Origin of the sequence: Halomonas litopenaei (genome assembly GCF_017303055.1) — a bacterium.
In the GTDB taxonomy this organism is placed as follows: Bacteria; Pseudomonadota; Gammaproteobacteria; order Pseudomonadales; family Halomonadaceae; genus Halomonas; species Halomonas litopenaei_A.
Genome location: NZ_JAEKJT010000005.1, coordinates 139,268 through 156,960, shown reverse-complemented (window position 1 = coordinate 156,960; position 17,693 = coordinate 139,268). Strand labels below are relative to the sequence as shown.

General features: G+C 62.9%; 14 protein-coding genes. 6 read left to right on the top strand and 8 right to left on the bottom strand.

From position 1 onward, the window contains the following. Window positions 1–9 precede the first annotated feature (9 nt). Complete coding sequence (locus tag JF545_RS10855; RefSeq protein WP_206942010.1) at window positions 10–1,233, bottom strand: MFS transporter; 1,224 nt, start codon at window positions 1,231–1,233, stop codon at window positions 10–12. 593 nt (window positions 1,234–1,826) lie between these two features. Between JF545_RS10855 and JF545_RS10850 the strand changes: the two genes are divergently transcribed. The 4 genes from JF545_RS10850 to JF545_RS10835 all read left to right on the top strand — a co-directional run bounded on the left by JF545_RS10850 (window position 1,827) and on the right by JF545_RS10835 (window position 6,443). Further along, window positions 1,827–3,338 carry a M28 family metallopeptidase gene (locus JF545_RS10850; protein WP_206942008.1) on the top strand — a complete coding sequence of 504 codons (1,512 nt, stop codon included), beginning with the start codon at window positions 1,827–1,829 and terminating at the stop codon, window positions 3,336–3,338. Between the two features lie 41 nt (window positions 3,339–3,379). After that, entirely contained in the window at window positions 3,380–3,685 is a 306-nt protein-coding gene (locus JF545_RS10845) for a hypothetical protein (protein WP_206942007.1), read from the top strand. A 124-nt stretch (window positions 3,686–3,809) separates the two neighbouring features. Next, window positions 3,810–5,423, top strand: a complete 1,614-nt coding sequence (locus JF545_RS10840) for a zinc metalloprotease (protein ID WP_206942006.1) — start codon at window positions 3,810–3,812, stop codon at window positions 5,421–5,423. Between the two features lie 78 nt (window positions 5,424–5,501). After that, window positions 5,502–6,443, top strand: a complete 942-nt coding sequence (locus JF545_RS10835; RefSeq protein ID WP_206942005.1) for an ATP-grasp domain-containing protein — start codon at window positions 5,502–5,504, stop codon at window positions 6,441–6,443. A 21-nt stretch (window positions 6,444–6,464) separates the two neighbouring features. Here the strand turns inward: JF545_RS10835 and hpaI are convergent, their stop codons facing one another. The 3 genes from hpaI to JF545_RS10820 all read right to left on the bottom strand — a co-directional run bounded on the left by hpaI (window position 6,465) and on the right by JF545_RS10820 (window position 10,255). After that, entirely contained in the window at window positions 6,465–7,289 is an 825-nt protein-coding gene (gene hpaI / locus JF545_RS10830; RefSeq protein WP_206942004.1) for a 4-hydroxy-2-oxoheptanedioate aldolase, read from the bottom strand. Window positions 7,290–7,406: 117 nt separating this feature from the next. Beyond that, window positions 7,407–8,681, bottom strand: a complete 1,275-nt coding sequence (locus tag JF545_RS10825; protein ID WP_206942003.1) for an alpha/beta fold hydrolase — start codon at window positions 8,679–8,681, stop codon at window positions 7,407–7,409. A gap of 107 nt (window positions 8,682–8,788) precedes the next feature. Further along, on the bottom strand, window positions 8,789–10,255 hold the full coding sequence (locus JF545_RS10820) for a peptide MFS transporter (RefSeq protein ID WP_206942002.1): 1,467 nt from the start codon (window positions 10,253–10,255) through the stop codon (window positions 8,789–8,791). A gap of 278 nt (window positions 10,256–10,533) precedes the next feature. On the opposite strand from JF545_RS10820, the gene JF545_RS10815 reads away from it, so the two are divergent. Continuing rightward, window positions 10,534–11,049: a TetR/AcrR family transcriptional regulator gene (locus JF545_RS10815; RefSeq protein ID WP_206942001.1), complete on the top strand. Its 516-nt coding sequence runs from the start codon at window positions 10,534–10,536 to the stop codon at window positions 11,047–11,049. Beyond that, window positions 11,049–12,110 (top strand): alcohol dehydrogenase family protein, encoded by a 1,062-nt coding sequence (locus JF545_RS10810; RefSeq protein ID WP_206941999.1) that lies wholly within the window; start codon window positions 11,049–11,051, stop codon window positions 12,108–12,110. Before JF545_RS10815 ends, JF545_RS10810 begins: the two co-directional genes overlap by 1 nt. A 133-nt stretch (window positions 12,111–12,243) precedes the next feature. Here JF545_RS10810 and JF545_RS10805 read toward each other — a convergent pair whose 3' ends face one another. The 4 genes from JF545_RS10805 to JF545_RS10790 all read right to left on the bottom strand — a co-directional run bounded on the left by JF545_RS10805 (window position 12,244) and on the right by JF545_RS10790 (window position 17,586). After that, window positions 12,244–13,449: a pyridoxal phosphate-dependent aminotransferase gene (locus JF545_RS10805; RefSeq protein WP_206941998.1), complete on the bottom strand. Its 1,206-nt coding sequence runs from the start codon at window positions 13,447–13,449 to the stop codon at window positions 12,244–12,246. A 118-nt stretch (window positions 13,450–13,567) separates the two neighbouring features. Next, window positions 13,568–14,680, bottom strand: coding sequence for a succinylglutamate desuccinylase/aspartoacylase family protein (locus JF545_RS10800; RefSeq protein WP_206941996.1), 1,113 nt, complete (start codon window positions 14,678–14,680; stop codon window positions 13,568–13,570). Next, the gene (locus JF545_RS10795; RefSeq protein ID WP_206941994.1) at window positions 14,673–15,806 is read right to left on the bottom strand and encodes a CobW family GTP-binding protein; all 1,134 of its coding nucleotides are present in this window, start codon (window positions 15,804–15,806) and stop codon (window positions 14,673–14,675) included. Before JF545_RS10795 ends, JF545_RS10800 begins: the two co-directional genes overlap by 8 nt. 46 nt (window positions 15,807–15,852) lie before the next feature. Next, window positions 15,853–17,586 carry an amidohydrolase gene (locus JF545_RS10790; RefSeq protein ID WP_206941992.1) on the bottom strand — a complete coding sequence of 578 codons (1,734 nt, stop codon included), beginning with the start codon at window positions 17,584–17,586 and terminating at the stop codon, window positions 15,853–15,855. Window positions 17,587–17,693: the final 107 nt, after the last annotated feature.

Here is a 17,693-nt window from a genome sequence, read left to right as displayed (position 1 = left end):
GTCGCCGCCTCAGGCGTTGTTGTCGGCCGCCTGCGCCCGTGCGGCACGACGGGCGTCGCTGCGTTTTTCTGCCCGCAGCCCCAGCATGAACACCACCAGGCCGCCAAACGCCAGCCCTGCACCCACCAGGCCACTGGATGACCAGGGAGCGCCCGCCTTGATGGCCACACCACCGAGATAGGCACCCAAGGCATTGGCACAGTTGAACGCAGCGTGGTTCATCGAGGCCGCCATGGTCTGAGCGTCGCCGGCGACGTCCATCAGGCGGGTCTGCAGGGCAGGCCCCAGCGCCATGCTGGTGCCGACCAGGCCGACAAACAGTATGCCGGTGTAAAGGTTGTTGGCGGCAAAGTAGAAGGCGGCCTGGACGACCAGACACCACAGCAGGATTCTGGGCACCGCTTTCATCAAGTGGCGATCGGCGGCGCGTGCACCGACCAGGTTGCCGATGATGCCACCGATGCCGAAGATCGCCAGGACCCAGGGTCCGATGGACTCGGGCATGTCGGCCTGGGCGCGCAAGGTGGGGACCACGTAGCTGAAGACCGAGAACATGCCGCCAAAGCCGATGCTGGCAACGCCCAGAGTGTAAAGCACGCGTTGTTTCACCAGGGCTGTCAGCTCGCGCTTGGGACTGGCCTTGACGTCATGGGGCTGGCGCGGCACGAACAGCCGGATCATGCCCATGGTAAGGAAGGCGATGACACCGACCGCATGAAAGGCAAACTGCCAGCCCATCCACTGACCGGCCCAGGTCGCCAGGGGGGCGCCGATCACGATGGCACTGGTCAGACCCAGCATGACACGACTGATGGCCCGCGCTCGCTCCTCGACCGGGACCGCGGCGGCGGCGACCAGAGCGGCGACGCCGAAATAGGCGCCGTGGGGCAAGCCCGCAATGAAGCGCAGCCCGACGAAGGGCCAGAAGCTGGTGGCCAGGGCGCTGGCGATATTGCCAATGGCGAAGACCAGCATCAGGCAGATCAGCAGTGTACGCCTGGGCACCCGTGCCGCCAGCGCCGAGATCAATGGAGCGCCGACAACCACGCCGAGGGCATAGGCGGAAATCGCGTAGCCCACGTCAGCGGAACTGACCGACAGGTCCTGAGCGACCCGCTCCATCAACCCCATGATCACGAATTCGCTGGTACCGATGCCGAAGCCACCAAGGGCAAGGGCGAGCTCCGCCAGGCGAGGATGCCGTGCACGAAGATTGGTGATGGAGATTGCCATGGGACCTCCCGACAAACGAAAACGATCCCGACGGGATGTCGAGATCGTAAATTTACGACGAAAGTATAAAGCAACTAACAGGCGTGTTCTACCGTCTGTATGGTCCTTTCTCGGCGACAATGATGACAATATTCTCGAATATGCCGACCTTTTGTCGCCAGTACGCCGGTGGTGGCAGGCCTGCGCAGAGCACACGGCTGGCGATTTCATCGCTGATCAGATTCGGAGCTTTACTACATGAACGGCACGACCTGGCCTGGACGAGACCTCCACTCAGCTTGGTGTGTCGTTAGGTGAAAAAGTTTCATCTCTCGCCAGCCCACTGATTTTCTGTGCACTTTTTTCTCAGGGAACTGACACCACCCGGTGTGGATGATCCGTTCACTCAGATGATTCGATGATGATCAAAGAGTTACGGATAGGTGCCTGAGGTTGCTGGAGCCAGGGCAGCCACAGACGGTTGGCCGTGAAACAACTACCTTGATAATCCATTACGCTGCGGCTAATTCCGCTGAAGAGGGTTCTGCCGGTGAGCGGGACCGTCTCGTTCTGGCGCATCGTCCCTGCTGCCGATGGCAGCAAAGGGTGACTCCATGAAGGTGATACTGAGGCAAACGATAACGTCTTCTTCCGCTCGCGCCAAACCGCTGACAGTAGCGGGAGTCTGGCGGGTGCAGGCGGGAGGTCAGCAGCTGTTGGTCGCGCCCAATGCGCGCTGGCCGGCGCTGCGTGCGACGCTTGATGACGGTACTGGCGATAGTACTGGAGATAGTACTGGAGATAGTACTGGCAATAGTACTGGCAATAGCGCCGACGTGCGGGCGGTGGATGTCGCCCGAGGGAGCCTGCACGGTGTTTGCCAGAAGGGCCGGCTGTTTCAGCAGCAGTATCCCGACGTGCCGGTACTGCTGGATGCGGGCCGCTATCTGGTGGTCGACCTGGACCGAGCCACGGCGCGTCAGATCAACGCTGGGCTCGATGACCATCAGGAGCCGTGTTTTCGCCTGTTTCCGCTGAACAAGGACACTGTTCTGTTCCATCGGGCCAAGCCCAACGAGGGTCCTGAGACTCGCGCCACGTCGCTGACAGCCCTGGTGAACTCGGCCTCGCGTTCACGCTATGACCAGCTGATCAGACAGCTGGTGTCCTGGCCCACTCGGCATTCTACCAGCGCCAGCTATGGCGAGGCCGCAGATTGGGCGGAAGGCCAATTTGCTGCTGCGGGTTTGTCCTGTTCGCGTCAGACCGTATCGATCCCGACAGGGGGCACCAGTAGCAATGTGGCAGCCGCGCTGGCAGGGGTTGGCGCCCATCCTCGGCATTGGCTGGTCGTGGCGCACCTGGACAGCGTCAATCATCAGGGAGGACCGTCGGCGCCAGCTCCGGGCGCCGACGACAACGCCAGCGGATCAGCGGCGCTAGTGCTGATGGCCGAGGTGCTGGCTCAGCACTCGTTCGACGACGACATCAGCTTTGTTCTGTTCGGTGGGGAAGAGCAGGGACTGCATGGTAGCCGTCAGTGGGTCGCGGGACTGTCGAGTAGCGAGCGGCAACGGATCGCGGGCGTGCTCAATATGGACATGATTGGTTCGGTCAATGCGACGCCTCAAGCCGTCCTGCTGGAAGGCGCGCCGCTCAGCCAGGACATGATCGATGGACTCAGCACAGCGGGAGCGCAGTTTACTGATCTTGTGCTGCAGGTCTCGCTGAATCCCTTCGCGAGTGACCATGTGCCCTTTATTGATGCGGGCATTCCGGCGGTATTGACCATTGAAGGTGCCGATGGAGCCAACGCCAATATCCATGGGCCTGGTGACGTGCTGGCCACGGTCGATATCGACTATGCGATGAAGATCATCAGCATGAACCTGGCCTTTGTGGCCGAACGCGCCGGGCTACGGTCGTCGATGCAGCCCCCCGCGCCGCTGCCGCTATGTGTTTGCCGCGGCGACGAGCGCCATCATCGGGGGGACCCGTGGCGTCACTTCGAGGCCCAACGGCAGGCGCTGCTGGCGCAGTACCGTCGTCTGCAGGCGTCTGCACAATGGCATCCGTCCCTCGACGCCGGGTGGCAATGGGCCTTGGCGACGAAGGTCTCTGCATGACCGCGCTGGAGCGTAGAACAACACCTCATAAGGAGGCAGCCATGACGATGCCGCTGTGCGGAGACTGGGTGGAAGTGAAGGAGGAGGGAGTGAACGGCTGCATGATTCTGCGCCATCCCGATTCACCGGCGATCGCCCCGTCGCGCATGCCTCGTCGGCGGCTTTGCCTCCACCCTGATGGCTCTGCCGAGTGCTACGGCGGCAGCGCATCCGACCGGCCCTGTCGTGATGCCACGGGACATTGGCAGCAGCAAGGACAGAAGCTGCAGCTGACGTTGCCCGGATGGGAAGGCGATTACGACATTGATGCAGTGGAAGAGGACATTCTGATCATCACCAAGCGATAGGCTCCTGGCGCAACCCGCCCGAGGCGAATGGGAAGAGCGTTGTGGGGCCGCAGGAGGCCAGCCTGCCGCTGGCCAATGAGTCCGTACTCACAACGCTGGCCTCCTGGCTGGCGGGGAGCAAGTCATGTCTGAAGAAATGAACCATCCAAGAGGATGTCGCTGCTGTGGCACCATGGCGCTGCACCGGCGCCTGCTTGACGAAGACCCAGGGTACGCCCGTCGCCGGGCGCGCATCGAGGAGCACGCCTTTCGCGCCATGCGTGGCACCATGGCACAGCGTCCGGGATGCACGCGCATACCGGTGGTGGTGCACGTGGTCTACAAGACCGATACCCAGAACATTTCCAGAGAGCAGATCGACAGCCAGATCGAGATCCTCAACCAGGATTTCCGCAAGACCAACGCCGATATCTCCAGCGTACCGGCGCCGTTCGCCCCGTTGGCGGCGGATGCCAGACTGCTGTTTGTCCTGGCCACCACCGATCCAGACGGCAACGCCACCGACGGCATCACCCGCACCCAGACCGAGGTCAGCGGGTTCTCGGGGGATGACAAGGTCAAGGCCGACGCCACCGGCGGCAAGGATGGCTGGCCCTCTGATGAGTACCTCAATATCTGGGTCTGCCCGCTGAGCGGAGGTCTGCTCGGCTATGCCCAGTTCCCGGGAGGCCCCGCCGCCACCGACGGCGTGGTCGTGACCTACACGGCCTTCGGCAACATGGGCACCGCCCAGGCGCCGTTCAATCTGGGGCGTACGGCCACCCATGAAATCGGCCATTGGCTCAATCTGTTCCATATCTGGGGGGATGATGGCACCGGCTGTTCCGGCTCGGACTTTGTCGACGATACGCCCAACCAAGGCGGCGCTAACGTGGGCAAGCCCAGCTTTCCCAAGGTGTCCTGCGACAACGGTCCCAACGGCGACATGTTCATGAACTACATGGACTACGTCGATGACGACACCATGGTGATGTTCACCGAAGGCCAGGTGGCACGGATGCAGGCCTGCCTTGACGGACCCCGCAGCGCCATCGGCGAGACGGTGTCCTGTACGCCGGTATTGCCCAAGTTCCCGCCTAAGGACAGCCCCAAGGAGCTGACCAAGGAGATCGTCAAGGAGCTGGCCAAGGACCCGATCAAGGACCCGGCCAAGGAAACCGGCAAGGAGCTGCCCAAGGATCGCCCGAAGGAGGTGATCAAGGATTTTCCCAAGGAGGGACCGAAGGATGGTGGCAAGGATCTGTTGAAGGACGGCATCAAGGAGCCGCCGAAGGAGCTCAGCAAGGAAAAACCCAAGGAGCTGCCAAAGGACCTGGCCAAGGACAAGCCCAAGGACCTGGCCAAGGATCCAGGCGTCGACCCTGGCAAGATCAAGCCGCTGGATCCCCCCAAGCAGGTCTACGAAGCCCCTGGCAAGGCCCTGCTCGAGGGCGGCAAGCAGGCCTTCGAGAATCCGCAGCCCGGCGGCTTGGACAGTGTACCGGTGCAACCCGCCATGCCGGTGCAGCTTGGCACGCCGCTGCAGCCCTTCGTGCTGGCGACCGGCCAGCCTCCTGCCGGAGCGTCATTGAAGCCGCCCACCAGTGACGGTGCAGACAATGGTCAGGCGCTGCTCGCTGAGTACGCGCAAATGCTGGCGTACTACGCTCAGCTTCACCAGATGGGCATGCTCGATCAGCAGGGGATGATGGCCTGGCAGCAGGCCTGGGAAGCCTACCTCCAACTTGGCGGCCAGTAGCTCCCGTTCACATGGCGAGCGTCACCCTGGCGCCCGCCATGTTTCACGTAGCGGTCTCATTGCCCATGGGAGCTTTCCATGATTCTGATCCTGTCCTTTGCCGACAACACCCACGTCGAGCGTGTGCTGGAACATCTGCATTCACCGGTGGACGTCATCGACGTCGCCGACTTTCCCCAACGGCTTGGCATTCTCGCCTACGCCGGTGCCAGCGGCGACAGCCTGTGGTTGACGCTGCCCGATGGTCGGCGTCTGGCACTGGATGAGGTGCGCTCGGTGTGGAATCGACGTCTGCGCCCCTTCGATCTGGACCCGGCGTTGGGCGATGGCACCGAGCGCCTGTTCGCCTGGTCTGAAACTCAGGAAGCGGTTCAGGGCCTGTGGTACGCCATGGACGGCTTCTGGATGAATGATCCTCTGGCCGACGAGCGTGCCCAGCGCAAGCTTGCTCAACATCGACTGGCCCACCGGCTGGGGCTGGAGATACCCGATACCCTGATTACCAACCGTCCGGAGGCCGCCGCGGACTTTGTCGGCCGACACCAAGAGGGTGGCGTGGTGCGCAAGGCCTTTCGCAATATCGTCGAGGCCCCGCGAGAGACCTTGAAGGTCGGTGAGGCCGAGTTCGCCCAGCTCGATGCTGTGCGACTGGCCCCGGTGATCTTCCAGGAATATATCCCGCTGGCGCTGGATATTCGGGTCACCGCCGTGGCCGGCGAGATGTTCGCCACCGCCTTTGAAAGTGAGCCTCAGTATGAGGTCGACTACCGCAGCGGGGTGGGCAGCGCCAGGGTGTCCGCCTATACCCTGCCCGCCGAAGTGGAGACAGGCCTCAGGGCACTGATGAAGGCCTTCGGCCTGGCCTACGGCGCCATCGACCTGAGGGTCACACCCGAGGGACGTCACGTCTTTCTCGAGGTCAACCCGGCCGGTGAGTACCTGTTCGCCAGCGAGCGCACCGGCCAGCCCATTCCCCAGGCCATCGCCGCCGCTCTGGAGCGTGGCGGCGGCGAGTGGTAGCCGTCAGGACTTCAGCGAACGTCAGTAGGGACCATCGGCGGAAGAGGGGGAAGCGGGGCCGAGCGAAAAATCAGCCGCCCGCTGTCGTACCGCTTGCATCAGCAGGCTGACGTCCAGCCCGACCGCTACAAACTGGGCACCAAGGGTCAGGTAGTGCCTGGCCTGATCCGGGTCACCGGTCAGCACACCGGCAGCTTTGCCGCTGTGCTTGACCCGCGTGATGGCGGTGTCGATGGCTGCTTGCACCTCGGGGTGGGACGCATTGCCGAGATGCCCCATGGAGGCAGCCAGATCAGCGGGACCGATGAATACGCCATCGACACCATCCACGGCACAGATGGCTTCGAGGTTATCCAGCGCTGTTACGCTTTCCGCCTGAACCAGCAGGCAAACCTCGTCATTGGCGTGCTGAAGATAGTCCGTACGGGCGCCCCAGCGGGATGCGCGAACGATGGGTGAGGCTTCTCCGCGGATGCCCTGTGGAGGGTAGCGGGTGGCCGCCACGATGGCGCGGGCTTGCTCCGCCGTGTCGACCATGGGCACCAGCAAGGTCTGTGCACCGATATCCAGTACTTGCTTGATCAATGCCGTTTCGCCCTGCACCACTCTTACTACCGGGTGGCCACCGGCGGCCGTCACCGCCTGCAGTTGGAAAAGCAGTGAACGCAGGTCATTGGGGCCGTGCTCGCCATCTATCAGCAGCCAGTCAAAGCCTGCACTGGCGCACATTTCAGCGCAATACGGGTCGCCCAGCGATAGCCATAGGCCGATGCGATGATGACCCTCGGCCATCGCGACCTTGAAGGGATTACCCGCCGAGGGGGCGTGCCGTGGAGTCGTTGTCATTGTCGGTGTCCTTTCGAGCGTGTGAGCAGCGCTGACGCGATGGCCATTTATCTGTCTCTGTGTGCCGATACTCTTACGCGAATTGCCACCTCATCGCCAGCACACGGTCTAGCGCAGTCATCCCTCATCCATCGACATTAGGCGGCGCAGCACCGTCGGATCCTGGCGCAGGCCATCGTGCTCGTACTCGTTGGTGATCCAGTAGCGCAGGTGGGGAATGGCCTCGGCGGTGGCCAACGACAGTTCGGCGTCCACGTACATGTCGTCGAAGTAAATCAATGCCATCACCGGGACCTGATTGGCGGCCAGTTGGTGGCGATCGTAGAAGGGGTGGGACAGGCGGCGCTGTGCCAACCGGTGTACGGCGTCGCGAAACGGCCTAAGGGCCTGGATGTCGTCGAACATCCAGGGGTAGATCATCTCGCCGGTCAAGCTGAGCGGACGCCGCGTTTCGTCGAAGATATCGCCGCGCTGGCGTTCGGCGGACCAGTTGCAGGTGCCCTCGGGGCGGGCGTAGATATTCTCGTGAATGGCGGCAAACAGCGGGTTCTCGTCAAACCCGGTCAGCGTCATCACCTCCACCAGGAAGTGGTGATTGAGGTGGCGACGGTCATCATCGCTGAAGGCTTCTTCCAGCAACCAGTGCAGGCGCTCGGCACCGTCACCCATGCCGAGCATCAGGCCCAGGCTCTGCAAGCGGCGGACGCTGAACGGATCACCATTGGGCAGGCGCACATCGTGGTCGAGCAGGTGATCGGCGATGGCATCGAGCTGGTCCTTGTCAGCCGGAAAGCGCGCCAGATAAGCGTCCAGCTTGGCCGCCACCCGCCGATGGGTACGTCGATAGACCTCGTCGGGGTCGGCTTCGATGGCAGGGAGCCCGCCGGTGATATAGCACCTCTCGAGTCCCTGAGGCGCATAGGACAGGTAGGTCAGTGTAAGGAAACCACCGTAGCTCTGGCCCAGGGTCGCCCAGCGCGCCCCTTGATAGCGAGTCTTGCGCAGGTGCTCGAGATCCGCCACGACCGCGTGGGCATCGAAGCAGGCCAGATATTCCGCAGCGGCTTCGGCATCGTGGAAGGCGGCCATGATGTCGCCGGTGATACGCGAGCTACGCCCCGTACCCCGCTGATCCGGCAGGATCACCCGGTAGTGCTTCAGCGCCTCGTGCAACCAGCCAGGCCCATGGGCTGTGGGGCGGGGAGACTTGCCCCCCGGCCCCCCCTGGAGAAACACCAGCAGTGGTAGATCCTCATCCTGACGCTGTGCGGCAGAGACCTCGCGATAGAACAGGCTGAGGGTGTCGCCGTTGTCCGGATGGGACCAGTCAAGGGGCACGGTCAGTCTATGGTCGGTGATATGCAGGCCCTGGATGGCGTGGTCGGTCGGCATGTTGGTTTCCTGCGTCCTGAATCGATGCAACAACCAGGCGGCGATGGCCGCCTGGCACGTCGTGTGCGGAGTGTGTCCCCTGTGGCAGGGGCGGGGAGAGGGCAGACTCAGTCGGCGCCGCGCATCGCCCGGCGGATGAAGGGCAGGCAAAGAGCCAGCAGCAGGGCGCTACCCCCGCCAATCGCCGCCATGGCGATAAAGTAGCCGACTTCGCTGTCCTCGGTATAGAAAGCGCCCAGCTTGCCGCCGGCAGCGAAGCCAAGTGACAACGACAGGAAGAACAGCGCCATCATCTGAGTCTGGAAGGAGCGCGGCGCCAGTTTCGTGGTCACTGACAGGCCAATGGGGGACAGGCACAGTTCAGAGGCGGTGAAGCCCAGCAGTAACAGCACCAGCATGATCAGGGGCATGCTTGAACCGTCCTCACCGAGAAACGGCAGGTACCCCAGGAAGGTCGCACCGATGATGGCCATGGCAATGACGAACTTGCCGGCAGACGAGGGTTGGCGTTTGCCCAGCGTCGTCCACAGCCAGGCAAAGACACCGGAGAACAGAATGATGGTCAGCGCCTGTACCGATACCAGCCAGCCAACGGGAATCTCCCAACCGAACACGACGCGATCCACGCGCTGGTCGAAGAAGGCAGTGATCACGGTATAGGACTGGCTGTAGAGCGCCCAGTAGGCGGCACTGGTCAGAAACAGCGGGATAAAGGCCAAGACTCGGCTGCGCTCTTCGCGGGTGACCTGTGACGAGCGCAGGATGGTGGCGAAGTAGGCGACAGTGGCGACGGCAATGATGGCCAGCATCACTTCGGACAGGTTGTTGGCGCGTACCAGCCCGCCCAGGGTGGCTACGACCAGAACGGTGATCGCGATCACCGCCATGACCAGATAGCGTTTGAGGGTCGTGGGCGCGACAGGGTTCGGGGCGACCTTCTGGTCATCCGGCAGGCCCTTGCGACCCGCGGTGTACTGGGCCAGGCCGATGGCCATACCGACCGCTGCGATACCGAAGCCGACATGAAAACCGGCCTTTTGCTGTAGCAGCCCGGTCAGCAGAGGGCCGACGAAGCCACCGATATTGATGCCCAGATAGAAGATCGAGAACCCTGCGTCTCGCTTGGGACTGCCCGCTTCGTAGAGCGCGCCCACCAGCGCCGAGCAGGTGGCCTTGACCCCACCGCTGCCCAAAGCGACTAGCATCAGGCCTGCTGTCACGCCGTAGACCCCTGGCAGGATCGCCAGGGCAATATGGCCGAGCATGACCACGATGCCGGAGTAGAACAGGGTGCGCTCAGCCCCAAAGACCCGGTCGGCTAACCAGCCACCAAGAATGGTCGCCAGATACACCGAGCTTCCATAAGCGCCGACGATGCCGATGGCCACCGATTGATCCATCGCCAGGCCACCACGGCTGGCCTCGTAGTACAGGTAGATCAGCAGGATCGCCTGCATGCCATAGAAAGAGAAGCGCTCCCACACCTCCATGCCGAACAGGGTGGCCAGTGGCCAGGGATGGCCGAAAAAACGGCGCTCTTTGCCGGAATTCCCAGCAGGATTGGAGGTTTCCATGGAGTAACTCCCGATGGTTAGCAATATCGAACGGATAATGCGCAATGATGTGGTGAAAACCCTAAGGTTTGTCACGCGTCAGCGCAAAGTTCGTGTCCCTAGACGGCAAAGCTTCGCCGCAAGGTCGCAAATGCTGCCGACGCCGCAACACCGCTGGACGTCAGGCGCTAACGCGATGGGTTGCCTTGGGTAGAAAGAATGTTCTACTCTTCGTGGTAGAATATTCTTTCTACCACGAAGAGTAGGTAGCGCCGCTACCACCTTCTCCAGGACAGTGCATGAATCGAGAACAGATTGCCGAAGGGCTGGAAACCGCCTTTAGTCAGCGTGGCTTCGCCGAGCCCAGCGTGCCGGAGCTCAAGATTGCCTCGGGCGTCAGCTTGAGGACCTTGTATCGGCACTTCCCTTCCAAGGAGGCCATGGTCATCGGCGCGCTGGATCACCGACACGCGCGGTATCTGGCGCTGCTGTCACAGTCGCTGCCCGCTCCGGGGGCGGAAGCAATCTGTGTGCTGTTTGATCGGCTAGGGAGGTGGATGGCCGACAATGCTCCCCACGGCTGTATGTCGATGAGTGCCTTTGCGGCGTTTCCCGGCAACGTCCACATCACCGACTCGGTCATGCGCCACAAGCGAGAGGTGCGTGAACTGATGGGCAGTGCCAGCGGCAGGCCTGACCTGGCGGCAGAACTGTTTTTGCTCCACGAAGGTGCCTCCAGTGCCTGGCCCACTCAGGGTGATGCTGCCATCCACGCGGCCCAGCGAGCCGCTCGACGACTGTTGGGAGATGTCTGATGAACGATGTTCCATGCCACATGATGAAAGGCGTTCAGCTGCTGGGCCATGGCGGCCCTGAGATGCTGGTATACCGTGAAGACCTTCAGGTGCCTCAGCCTGGCCCTGGAGAGGTGCTGATCAAGGTAGCGGCTGCCGGGGTCAACAACACCGATATTAATACGCGCCTTGCCTGGTACTCCAAGGGTGACGGTGACAGCGAAGATGCCAGCTGGTCTGGTCAGCCTCTGCGGTTCCCGCGTATTCAGGGCGCTGATGTGTGTGGCCGGATCGTCGCTGTAGGTCGTGGTGTCGACGACTCGCGGGTGGGCGAGAGAGTGTTGATTGAACCTTGTGTCCGCGAGAGTGCTGGACAGGAACTGGCGGCTCCTTGGTATTTCGGTTCGGAATGTGATGGCGGTTTTGCAGAGTTCACCAAGGTGGCGTCTCGACATGCCTACCGTATCGAGAGTGCGCTCTCCGACGTTGAGCTGGCGTCCTTCCCCTGTTCCTACTCCACCGCGGAAAACATGTTGACCCGGGCCCAGGTGGTGGAAGGCGACAAGGTCCTGGTGACAGGGGCTTCCGGAGGTGTGGGGTCTGCAGTGGTCCAGCTGGCCAAGGCCCGAGGAGCTGATGTAATCGCCATGACCGGGAAGGGCAAGGCGCAGATCCTGCGTGAGCTGGGTGCCAACCAGATCGTGCTGAGGGATCAGCCGTTGTCTGAGCATGTCGCTGCGAATAGCGTCGACGTAGTGATCGATCTGGTAGCGGGCGAGCAATGGCCTGAGTATTTGAACGTGCTGCGCCCGGGGGGACGTTACGCTGTTGCGGGCGCCATCGCGGGCCCTCTAGTGGAGCTGGACGTTCGCACGCTCTACCTCAAGGACCTCAGCCTGTTGGGCTGTACCGTGTTGGCTGAGGAGGTCTTCGGCAACCTGGTCGAGCGTATCGAGCAGGGGCAGGTTGCCCCCCTGGTGGCAGCAACCTTTACGCTTGATGACATCGCTACGGCGCAGCAGCGCTTTCAGGAAAAGCATCACGTGGGGAAGCTGGTGCTGGACGTCGGCAGCCAGCGTTGATGGGGTGATTCCGCGCTAGCGAGGGAGTCCAGAGAAAACCATGAAGGTCTCTGGAGGCCGCCGTCGAGATCATGCTGATCCTGCAATGGCCTCCAGAGCTTGCCATCATGCCGGAAAGGCAGGTAATGCGACGCTACAGCTGCATTGCGTTGGCTTGGTTTGCGCTCGTCGGCAGTCCATCCACAAAGCGTGCGATGCGCTGGCAGGCGTCTTCAAGCTGCGCTTCGGACACGGCGAAGGATAGCCGCACGAAGCCTTTGGCGCTGCTGCCGAAGGCTTCCGCATCCAGTACCGAGACTCCGGTGCTTCGGAACAGCTGCCAGGCGAAGTCGATGCTCGAAAGCCCCGTCTCGCGGATGTCCACCAGCATGAACATACCCGCCTCGGGCGCCTTGATGCCAAGCCGCGAGCACTGTCCCAGACCCTCCATCACTATCGCCCGGCGGCGCCGGTAGACCTCGCGCGCCTGGTCGACAACGTCGTCGTCCAGCTCCAGGGCACGCAGAGTGGCCTGCTGAACGAAACCTGGCAGGCCATACAGCATGCTCAGCAGCAGGTTATCCAGATGCCCGATCAGCGTCTTCGGTCCCACCACCCAGCCGGTACGCCAACCGGTCATGGCATGGGATTTCGACAGGCTGTTGATGACAATGGTCCGCTCCTGCATACCCGGCAGGCTGGCAATGCTTTGATGGTCGCAGTCATAGGTCAGCTGACCGTAGACCTCGTCGGAGATCACCCACAGGTCATGGCGCCGCGCGATCTCGGCGATTGCCTCGAGCTCTTCCGGGCGGTAGACGTTGCCCGTGGGATTGTTGGGCGTGGCAAAGGCGATGCCGCGGGTGTTGGGCGTCAGCGCCGCTTCTATCGCCTCTCGGGTCAGCCGGAAGTCGTCATCGGCATGCTGGGCGATGGGCACCATGCGTGCCCCGGACGCCTGCAGGCTGGCGGCATAGGTCAGGTACATGGGTTCGGGGACGAGCACGTCGTCGCCGTGTTCAAACAGACACAGGGCGGTGGCGAACAGCCCATTTTGTGCCCCCGCCACCAGCGTCACCTCATCGGCGGAGACCGGCGTGCCCTGGAGGCGGCGCTGTTTGGCGGCGATGGCATGGCGCACCTCTTCACGCCCGGTCACTGGGGTGTAGTGGGTATCGCCAGCCGCCAGCGCATCCACGGCAGCTTCGATGATGCGGGGGTCGGTGGTGAAGTCGGGGTCGCCGATACTCAGCACAATGACGTCTTCACCCCGTTCGGCGGCGTCACAGGCCGCGAAGTGGATGTCCCAGGCGGTAACGGTCTCGCCGGCGATACGGCCCACCAATGAGGAATATTTCATGCAAAGCTCCTGAGCTATTGAGCCAGGCTTTGGCGAGTGCCTGGCGTAGACGATCTGGTGTCAATGGTCTGGCGTAAATGCTGTGAGGTCATGGGACCCATAGGGTGTCCTGAGCGCGTCAGGCAGATACCTGCCCCCCCTGGTCCAGCGGGGTTTTTCCGGCGATCTTGCACAGTTCTGCACCGGGGGGCAGATAGCGACTGGATGTGCGCATGTAGACGACGCCCTGACTGGCGCTGACCACCGGCGTCACCTCCGCCGTGAGTGGGTCGACCAGATCCGCCAGCCGCTGGCCGACGTCAACGCGATCCCCGGGGGCCACATGAAAGGCCACCACTCCCGCCACCGGCGCCTTGATGGTCAGGGCGCCCTGGAACGGGGTGGGCTCGGCCTTCAAGGCGGGCGCCGGGGGAATCTCGTCAGCGATGAAGCCTTGCTGGACCAGGTAGCGATACAGGGCAATGGCATCGGCCCGTGCGGTGTCGTGGTCTACGTCCTGCTCTCCGCGCAGTTCCACGGTGGCGGTAACGCAGGCCGCGGGAACCGGGAAGCGATCCTCAAAGTGGTCGGCCAGCCGCCACCAGGGCTGGCCGCAGGCCTCGTCGAAGGAAAAGGATCCGGTGCCTGTCCCCAGCAGCATGGCCTCAGCGCCCAGGTAGCGGGCCAACGGCTCGAGCTGTGGCCAGTAGGGGGCTTCCAGATACAGATGAACAATCGCCTGGGCATCGCAGTGCAGGTCCAGCACCAGGTCGGCGTCATGGGCCAGACGCAGTTGGGCCTGCTTGAGTGACCGGATATCGCTGTCACAGGGCAGCCTGTCGATGGCCCCCGCCAGGGCCTGGCGGATGATCCGGCGGTTGTCCTGGGGGGAAGGGCCGAGTTGCCCTTCCAGCGCCGCCATCAGGGGGGTGGCCAGATCCGGATAGTCACGATTGAAGTTGAGGCCGGTGGTGAAGTCGAAGCGGCCCATGGCATCGTGCATCAGGCGTTGGCCCAGGGCGATGGGGTTGGCCACCGGGACCAGGACGATCTCCCCGCGCAGCAGGTGGCTGTCTTCGGCCTTGGCGATCAACTGGCGCAGGTGGTGGAGCACCAGCATGCCGGGAATTTCATCGCCATGCAGGCTGGCCTGCAGGTAGGCCTTGCGAGCCCCTTCACCAAAGTGAAGGCTGGTCAGGGTTCGTTCCACTCCATGCACCGCTGGCAGCAGCGGGCAGCGCTGTTCACGCATACTCGGTATTCCCGTCCTGATGGGTCGTTGGTGGGGCCATGTCCTGTGTCACGGACGCTTGTGGACGCGCATCGTGGTGGGCCTTTTCTATGTCGGTTGGCCACACCACGCAAGCATCCAGCGTTTCCTGCAGCGTCAGCGGGTCGATGCCTCCTAGCGGGGCGATCATGATCAGGCGGCTGCAGGCGTCTGCCATGGAGGTATCTGCCAAGGTACTTTCTGCCATGGAGGTATCTGCCAAACCACTGTCTCCAAGGGGCGCTATATCGATACGGCTGCCGACCAGGTGCACCGCTACCGCGCGACCGTTCATCTCCTCGGGATAGCAGACCCCCTTGGCCCGGTAGATGGAAGCGGGAAGTGCGCGCAGCGCTTCTCGCAGCGCCTGCAGCCGGACGGGATAACGGCTGGTCCAGTGGGTGCTGGTAAAACGGGCGGCATGGTCCTCACCGGCGCCCTGGCGTGGAGCGACCAGGCCACCGGGGGATGATGGTATCGCCCGCAGCGATATGGGGCGCTGACCCGCATCGACGCCCAGTACCATCGAGAGCGGCACCTGTCCCCGCTGGGTCTTGTATAGACGAACTCCCGGGTAGAGCCAACGGCGCTCGAAGGCGTTAATCTGCGCATCGCTGGCCAGATCGGTCTTGTTCAGTATCACTATATCGGCCACATCCAGCTGCTCCGTGGCCAGTCTCGCCATATCGCCATCCAGGCGATCGAACTGTTCGGCGTCGACCACCGTGAGAATACTGTCGATGGTGACCCTGTCTCGAAAGATCGGGTAGCGCAGCGTACTGGCGATCTTGGTCGGATTGGAGACACCGCTGGCCTCGATCACGATGTGCTCCGGGCGGCCTGCCTGCATGTTCAGCAGTCCCGTCAGCTGATCGATAAGATCGCCCTCCACCGTGCAGCAGATGCAGCCGTTTGCCAGGCTGACGGTGGTCTGGGTTTCGCTGATGATCAAGTCCTTGTCGATATTGATGGCGCCAAAGTCATTGACCATCACCGCGACGCGCCGACCGCTGGTGGCATGCAGCAGGTGGTTGAGAAGGGTCGTCTTTCCCGCCCCGAGAAACCCGGTGATCAAGGTGACGGGAACGACAGGGAGTGAAGATGCCATGGGCCGTCTCCTGGGCGTTAGGCTTTAGTCATCGCAACGTGGTGTCTCAGAACGCCGGCGGCGCCTGAGTCCACACGGCTTCGAGCTCGCTCTGCTGGAAGTCACCTGCGGCGTCCCAGGTCGGGCGACCTTCCAGCAGTGTCCACTCCACCTGGGTGGCATGAATGCCGCCACGGGCGGGCACCTCGAACAGGTTGCGGTCCAGCACGATCAGGTCGGCAGACTTGCCGACCTCGATGGAGCCGGCCTGGTGCTCCATGCCCATGGCGTAGGCGCCATTGAGGGTCGCCACGCGGATGGCCTGCTCCAGGCTGATGGGGGTGCCGTGGAAGGTCTCGTCGTCCTGTGACCAGGGATTGGCGCGGGTGACCATGGCTTCCAGCCCGATCCACGGGTCTGGGTTCGAGACCGGCCAATCGGTGCCCATCACCGCGACACCGCCTGCCTGCAACACGCCGGCAAAGTTGTAGGCGCGCTGCATGCGCTGTTCACCGAACACGGCACGTGCGTAGGCGAACGATGAGGGGAACCAGCCCACCGGCGAGAATTCGGCAATCGCATCCAGCTCGGCGAAGCGCGGCAGATTGGCGTCGAGCAGGGTGGTGCTGTGGGCGCACTGGTGGCGCATGCGCATGCCGCCATTACGACGCTTGGCCTCGGCGATGGCATTGAGAAAAATGTCCGAGGCGCCATCGCCGGTGCAGTGGGCGATGACTCGAATGCCTCGGCGATCCATGTCGGCGATCATGTCGCAGACGTGCTCGGGGGTCAGGTTCAGATGCCCTTGCCAGTCCTTCTCGCCGGGCCAGGGGCTCGACAGATAGGACGAACGGGATTCATGGGTGCCGTCGAAGTGAAACTTGACCGCGTTGGCGTTGAGTCTGGCGCTGCGATAGAAGTGACGCTCACCGGCCAGCAGCTCCCAGCGACGCTTGACCGGGAAGATGTCATCCTGCCAGCTGATGGCGGCTTCGACCCGTGCGGTCAGGCGGCCTTCCTGATCCAGCCGCTTGAGCGCATCCAGTCGATGCTCGCAGACGTGCACGTACTTGGTGCCGACCACCCCGCGTGAGCTTTGGAAATGCACCCCATCGCGGTAGGCGCGGTAGAGCGCCTGGGCCGGTGTCGGCGGCATGGCGGCATGGATCATGGCGTAGGCGCCGTCGACCAGAATACCGGTGGGTTCTCCGCTGATGCTGTCGCGCTCGATGTAGCCATGGCGGGGGTCGCTGGTGTCCGCCGTGATGCCCGCCAGTTCTAGCGCCTTGGAGTTGGCCAGCATGCAACCCCATGAGCGATCGAGAATGGCCACCGGCCTGTCGGCAATGACGCTGTCGAGCCAGTGGCGGTCCGCCGTCAGCCCGGCCTGCTTGAAGGTGTAGCGGACGAAATAGGCGCCGTAGATCCAGCCTTCGGGCGTCTGCTCGGCATAGTCGAGGATCGCCTGCCGGACCTGGGCGGGCGTCGGGTCCTCGATGCCCACATCCAGATAGCCGGCATAGTCAGGGGCCAGCGCAAGATCCGGATGGGTATGCATGTCATACAGACCAGGCATGGCAAAGCGACCTTTCAGGTCCACCACCCGGGTGTGGGGGCCGATGGTTGCGGCAACGTCGGTGTCATCACCCACCACGAGGAAGCGCCCATTGGCAATGGCGACTGCCTGGGCCCAGGGCTGGGCCTCATTGACGGTATAGATACGGCCGTTGGTAAGGACCAGGTCAGCCTGTGGAAGCTGGCTGCCCATGTGAGGGGCGGAAAGTGGTGAGGCATTCGCCATGACATCGATTTCCTGAAGGTAATCATCGACAAGGGGCCGTGAGGCCCCTGACGTTCACAAGTACCGACGCGTGCAGTGACAGCGTGGGGATGGGCACGGTGCCGGGG

Excerpts from the sequence above, each read along its gene's own strand:
- JF545_RS10855 (WP_206942010.1), bottom strand. The coding sequence starts at position 1,233 with ATGGCAATCTCCATCACCAATCTTCGTGCACGGCATCCTCGCCTGGCG.
- JF545_RS10850 (WP_206942008.1), top strand. The coding sequence starts at position 1,827 with ATGAAGGTGATACTGAGGCAAACGATAACGTCTTCTTCCGCTCGCGCC.
- JF545_RS10845 (WP_206942007.1), top strand. The coding sequence starts at position 3,380 with ATGACGATGCCGCTGTGCGGAGACTGGGTGGAAGTGAAGGAGGAGGGA.
- JF545_RS10840 (WP_206942006.1), top strand. The coding sequence starts at position 3,810 with ATGTCTGAAGAAATGAACCATCCAAGAGGATGTCGCTGCTGTGGCACC.
- JF545_RS10835 (WP_206942005.1), top strand. The coding sequence starts at position 5,502 with ATGATTCTGATCCTGTCCTTTGCCGACAACACCCACGTCGAGCGTGTG.
- hpaI (WP_206942004.1), bottom strand. The coding sequence starts at position 7,289 with ATGACAACGACTCCACGGCACGCCCCCTCGGCGGGTAATCCCTTCAAG.
- JF545_RS10825 (WP_206942003.1), bottom strand. The coding sequence starts at position 8,681 with ATGCCGACCGACCACGCCATCCAGGGCCTGCATATCACCGACCATAGA.
- JF545_RS10820 (WP_206942002.1), bottom strand. The coding sequence starts at position 10,255 with ATGGAAACCTCCAATCCTGCTGGGAATTCCGGCAAAGAGCGCCGTTTT.
- JF545_RS10815 (WP_206942001.1), top strand. The coding sequence starts at position 10,534 with ATGAATCGAGAACAGATTGCCGAAGGGCTGGAAACCGCCTTTAGTCAG.
- JF545_RS10810 (WP_206941999.1), top strand. The coding sequence starts at position 11,049 with ATGAACGATGTTCCATGCCACATGATGAAAGGCGTTCAGCTGCTGGGC.
- JF545_RS10805 (WP_206941998.1), bottom strand. The coding sequence starts at position 13,449 with ATGAAATATTCCTCATTGGTGGGCCGTATCGCCGGCGAGACCGTTACC.
- JF545_RS10800 (WP_206941996.1), bottom strand. The coding sequence starts at position 14,680 with ATGCGTGAACAGCGCTGCCCGCTGCTGCCAGCGGTGCATGGAGTGGAA.
- JF545_RS10795 (WP_206941994.1), bottom strand. The coding sequence starts at position 15,806 with ATGGCATCTTCACTCCCTGTCGTTCCCGTCACCTTGATCACCGGGTTT.
- JF545_RS10790 (WP_206941992.1), bottom strand. The coding sequence starts at position 17,586 with ATGGCGAATGCCTCACCACTTTCCGCCCCTCACATGGGCAGCCAGCTT.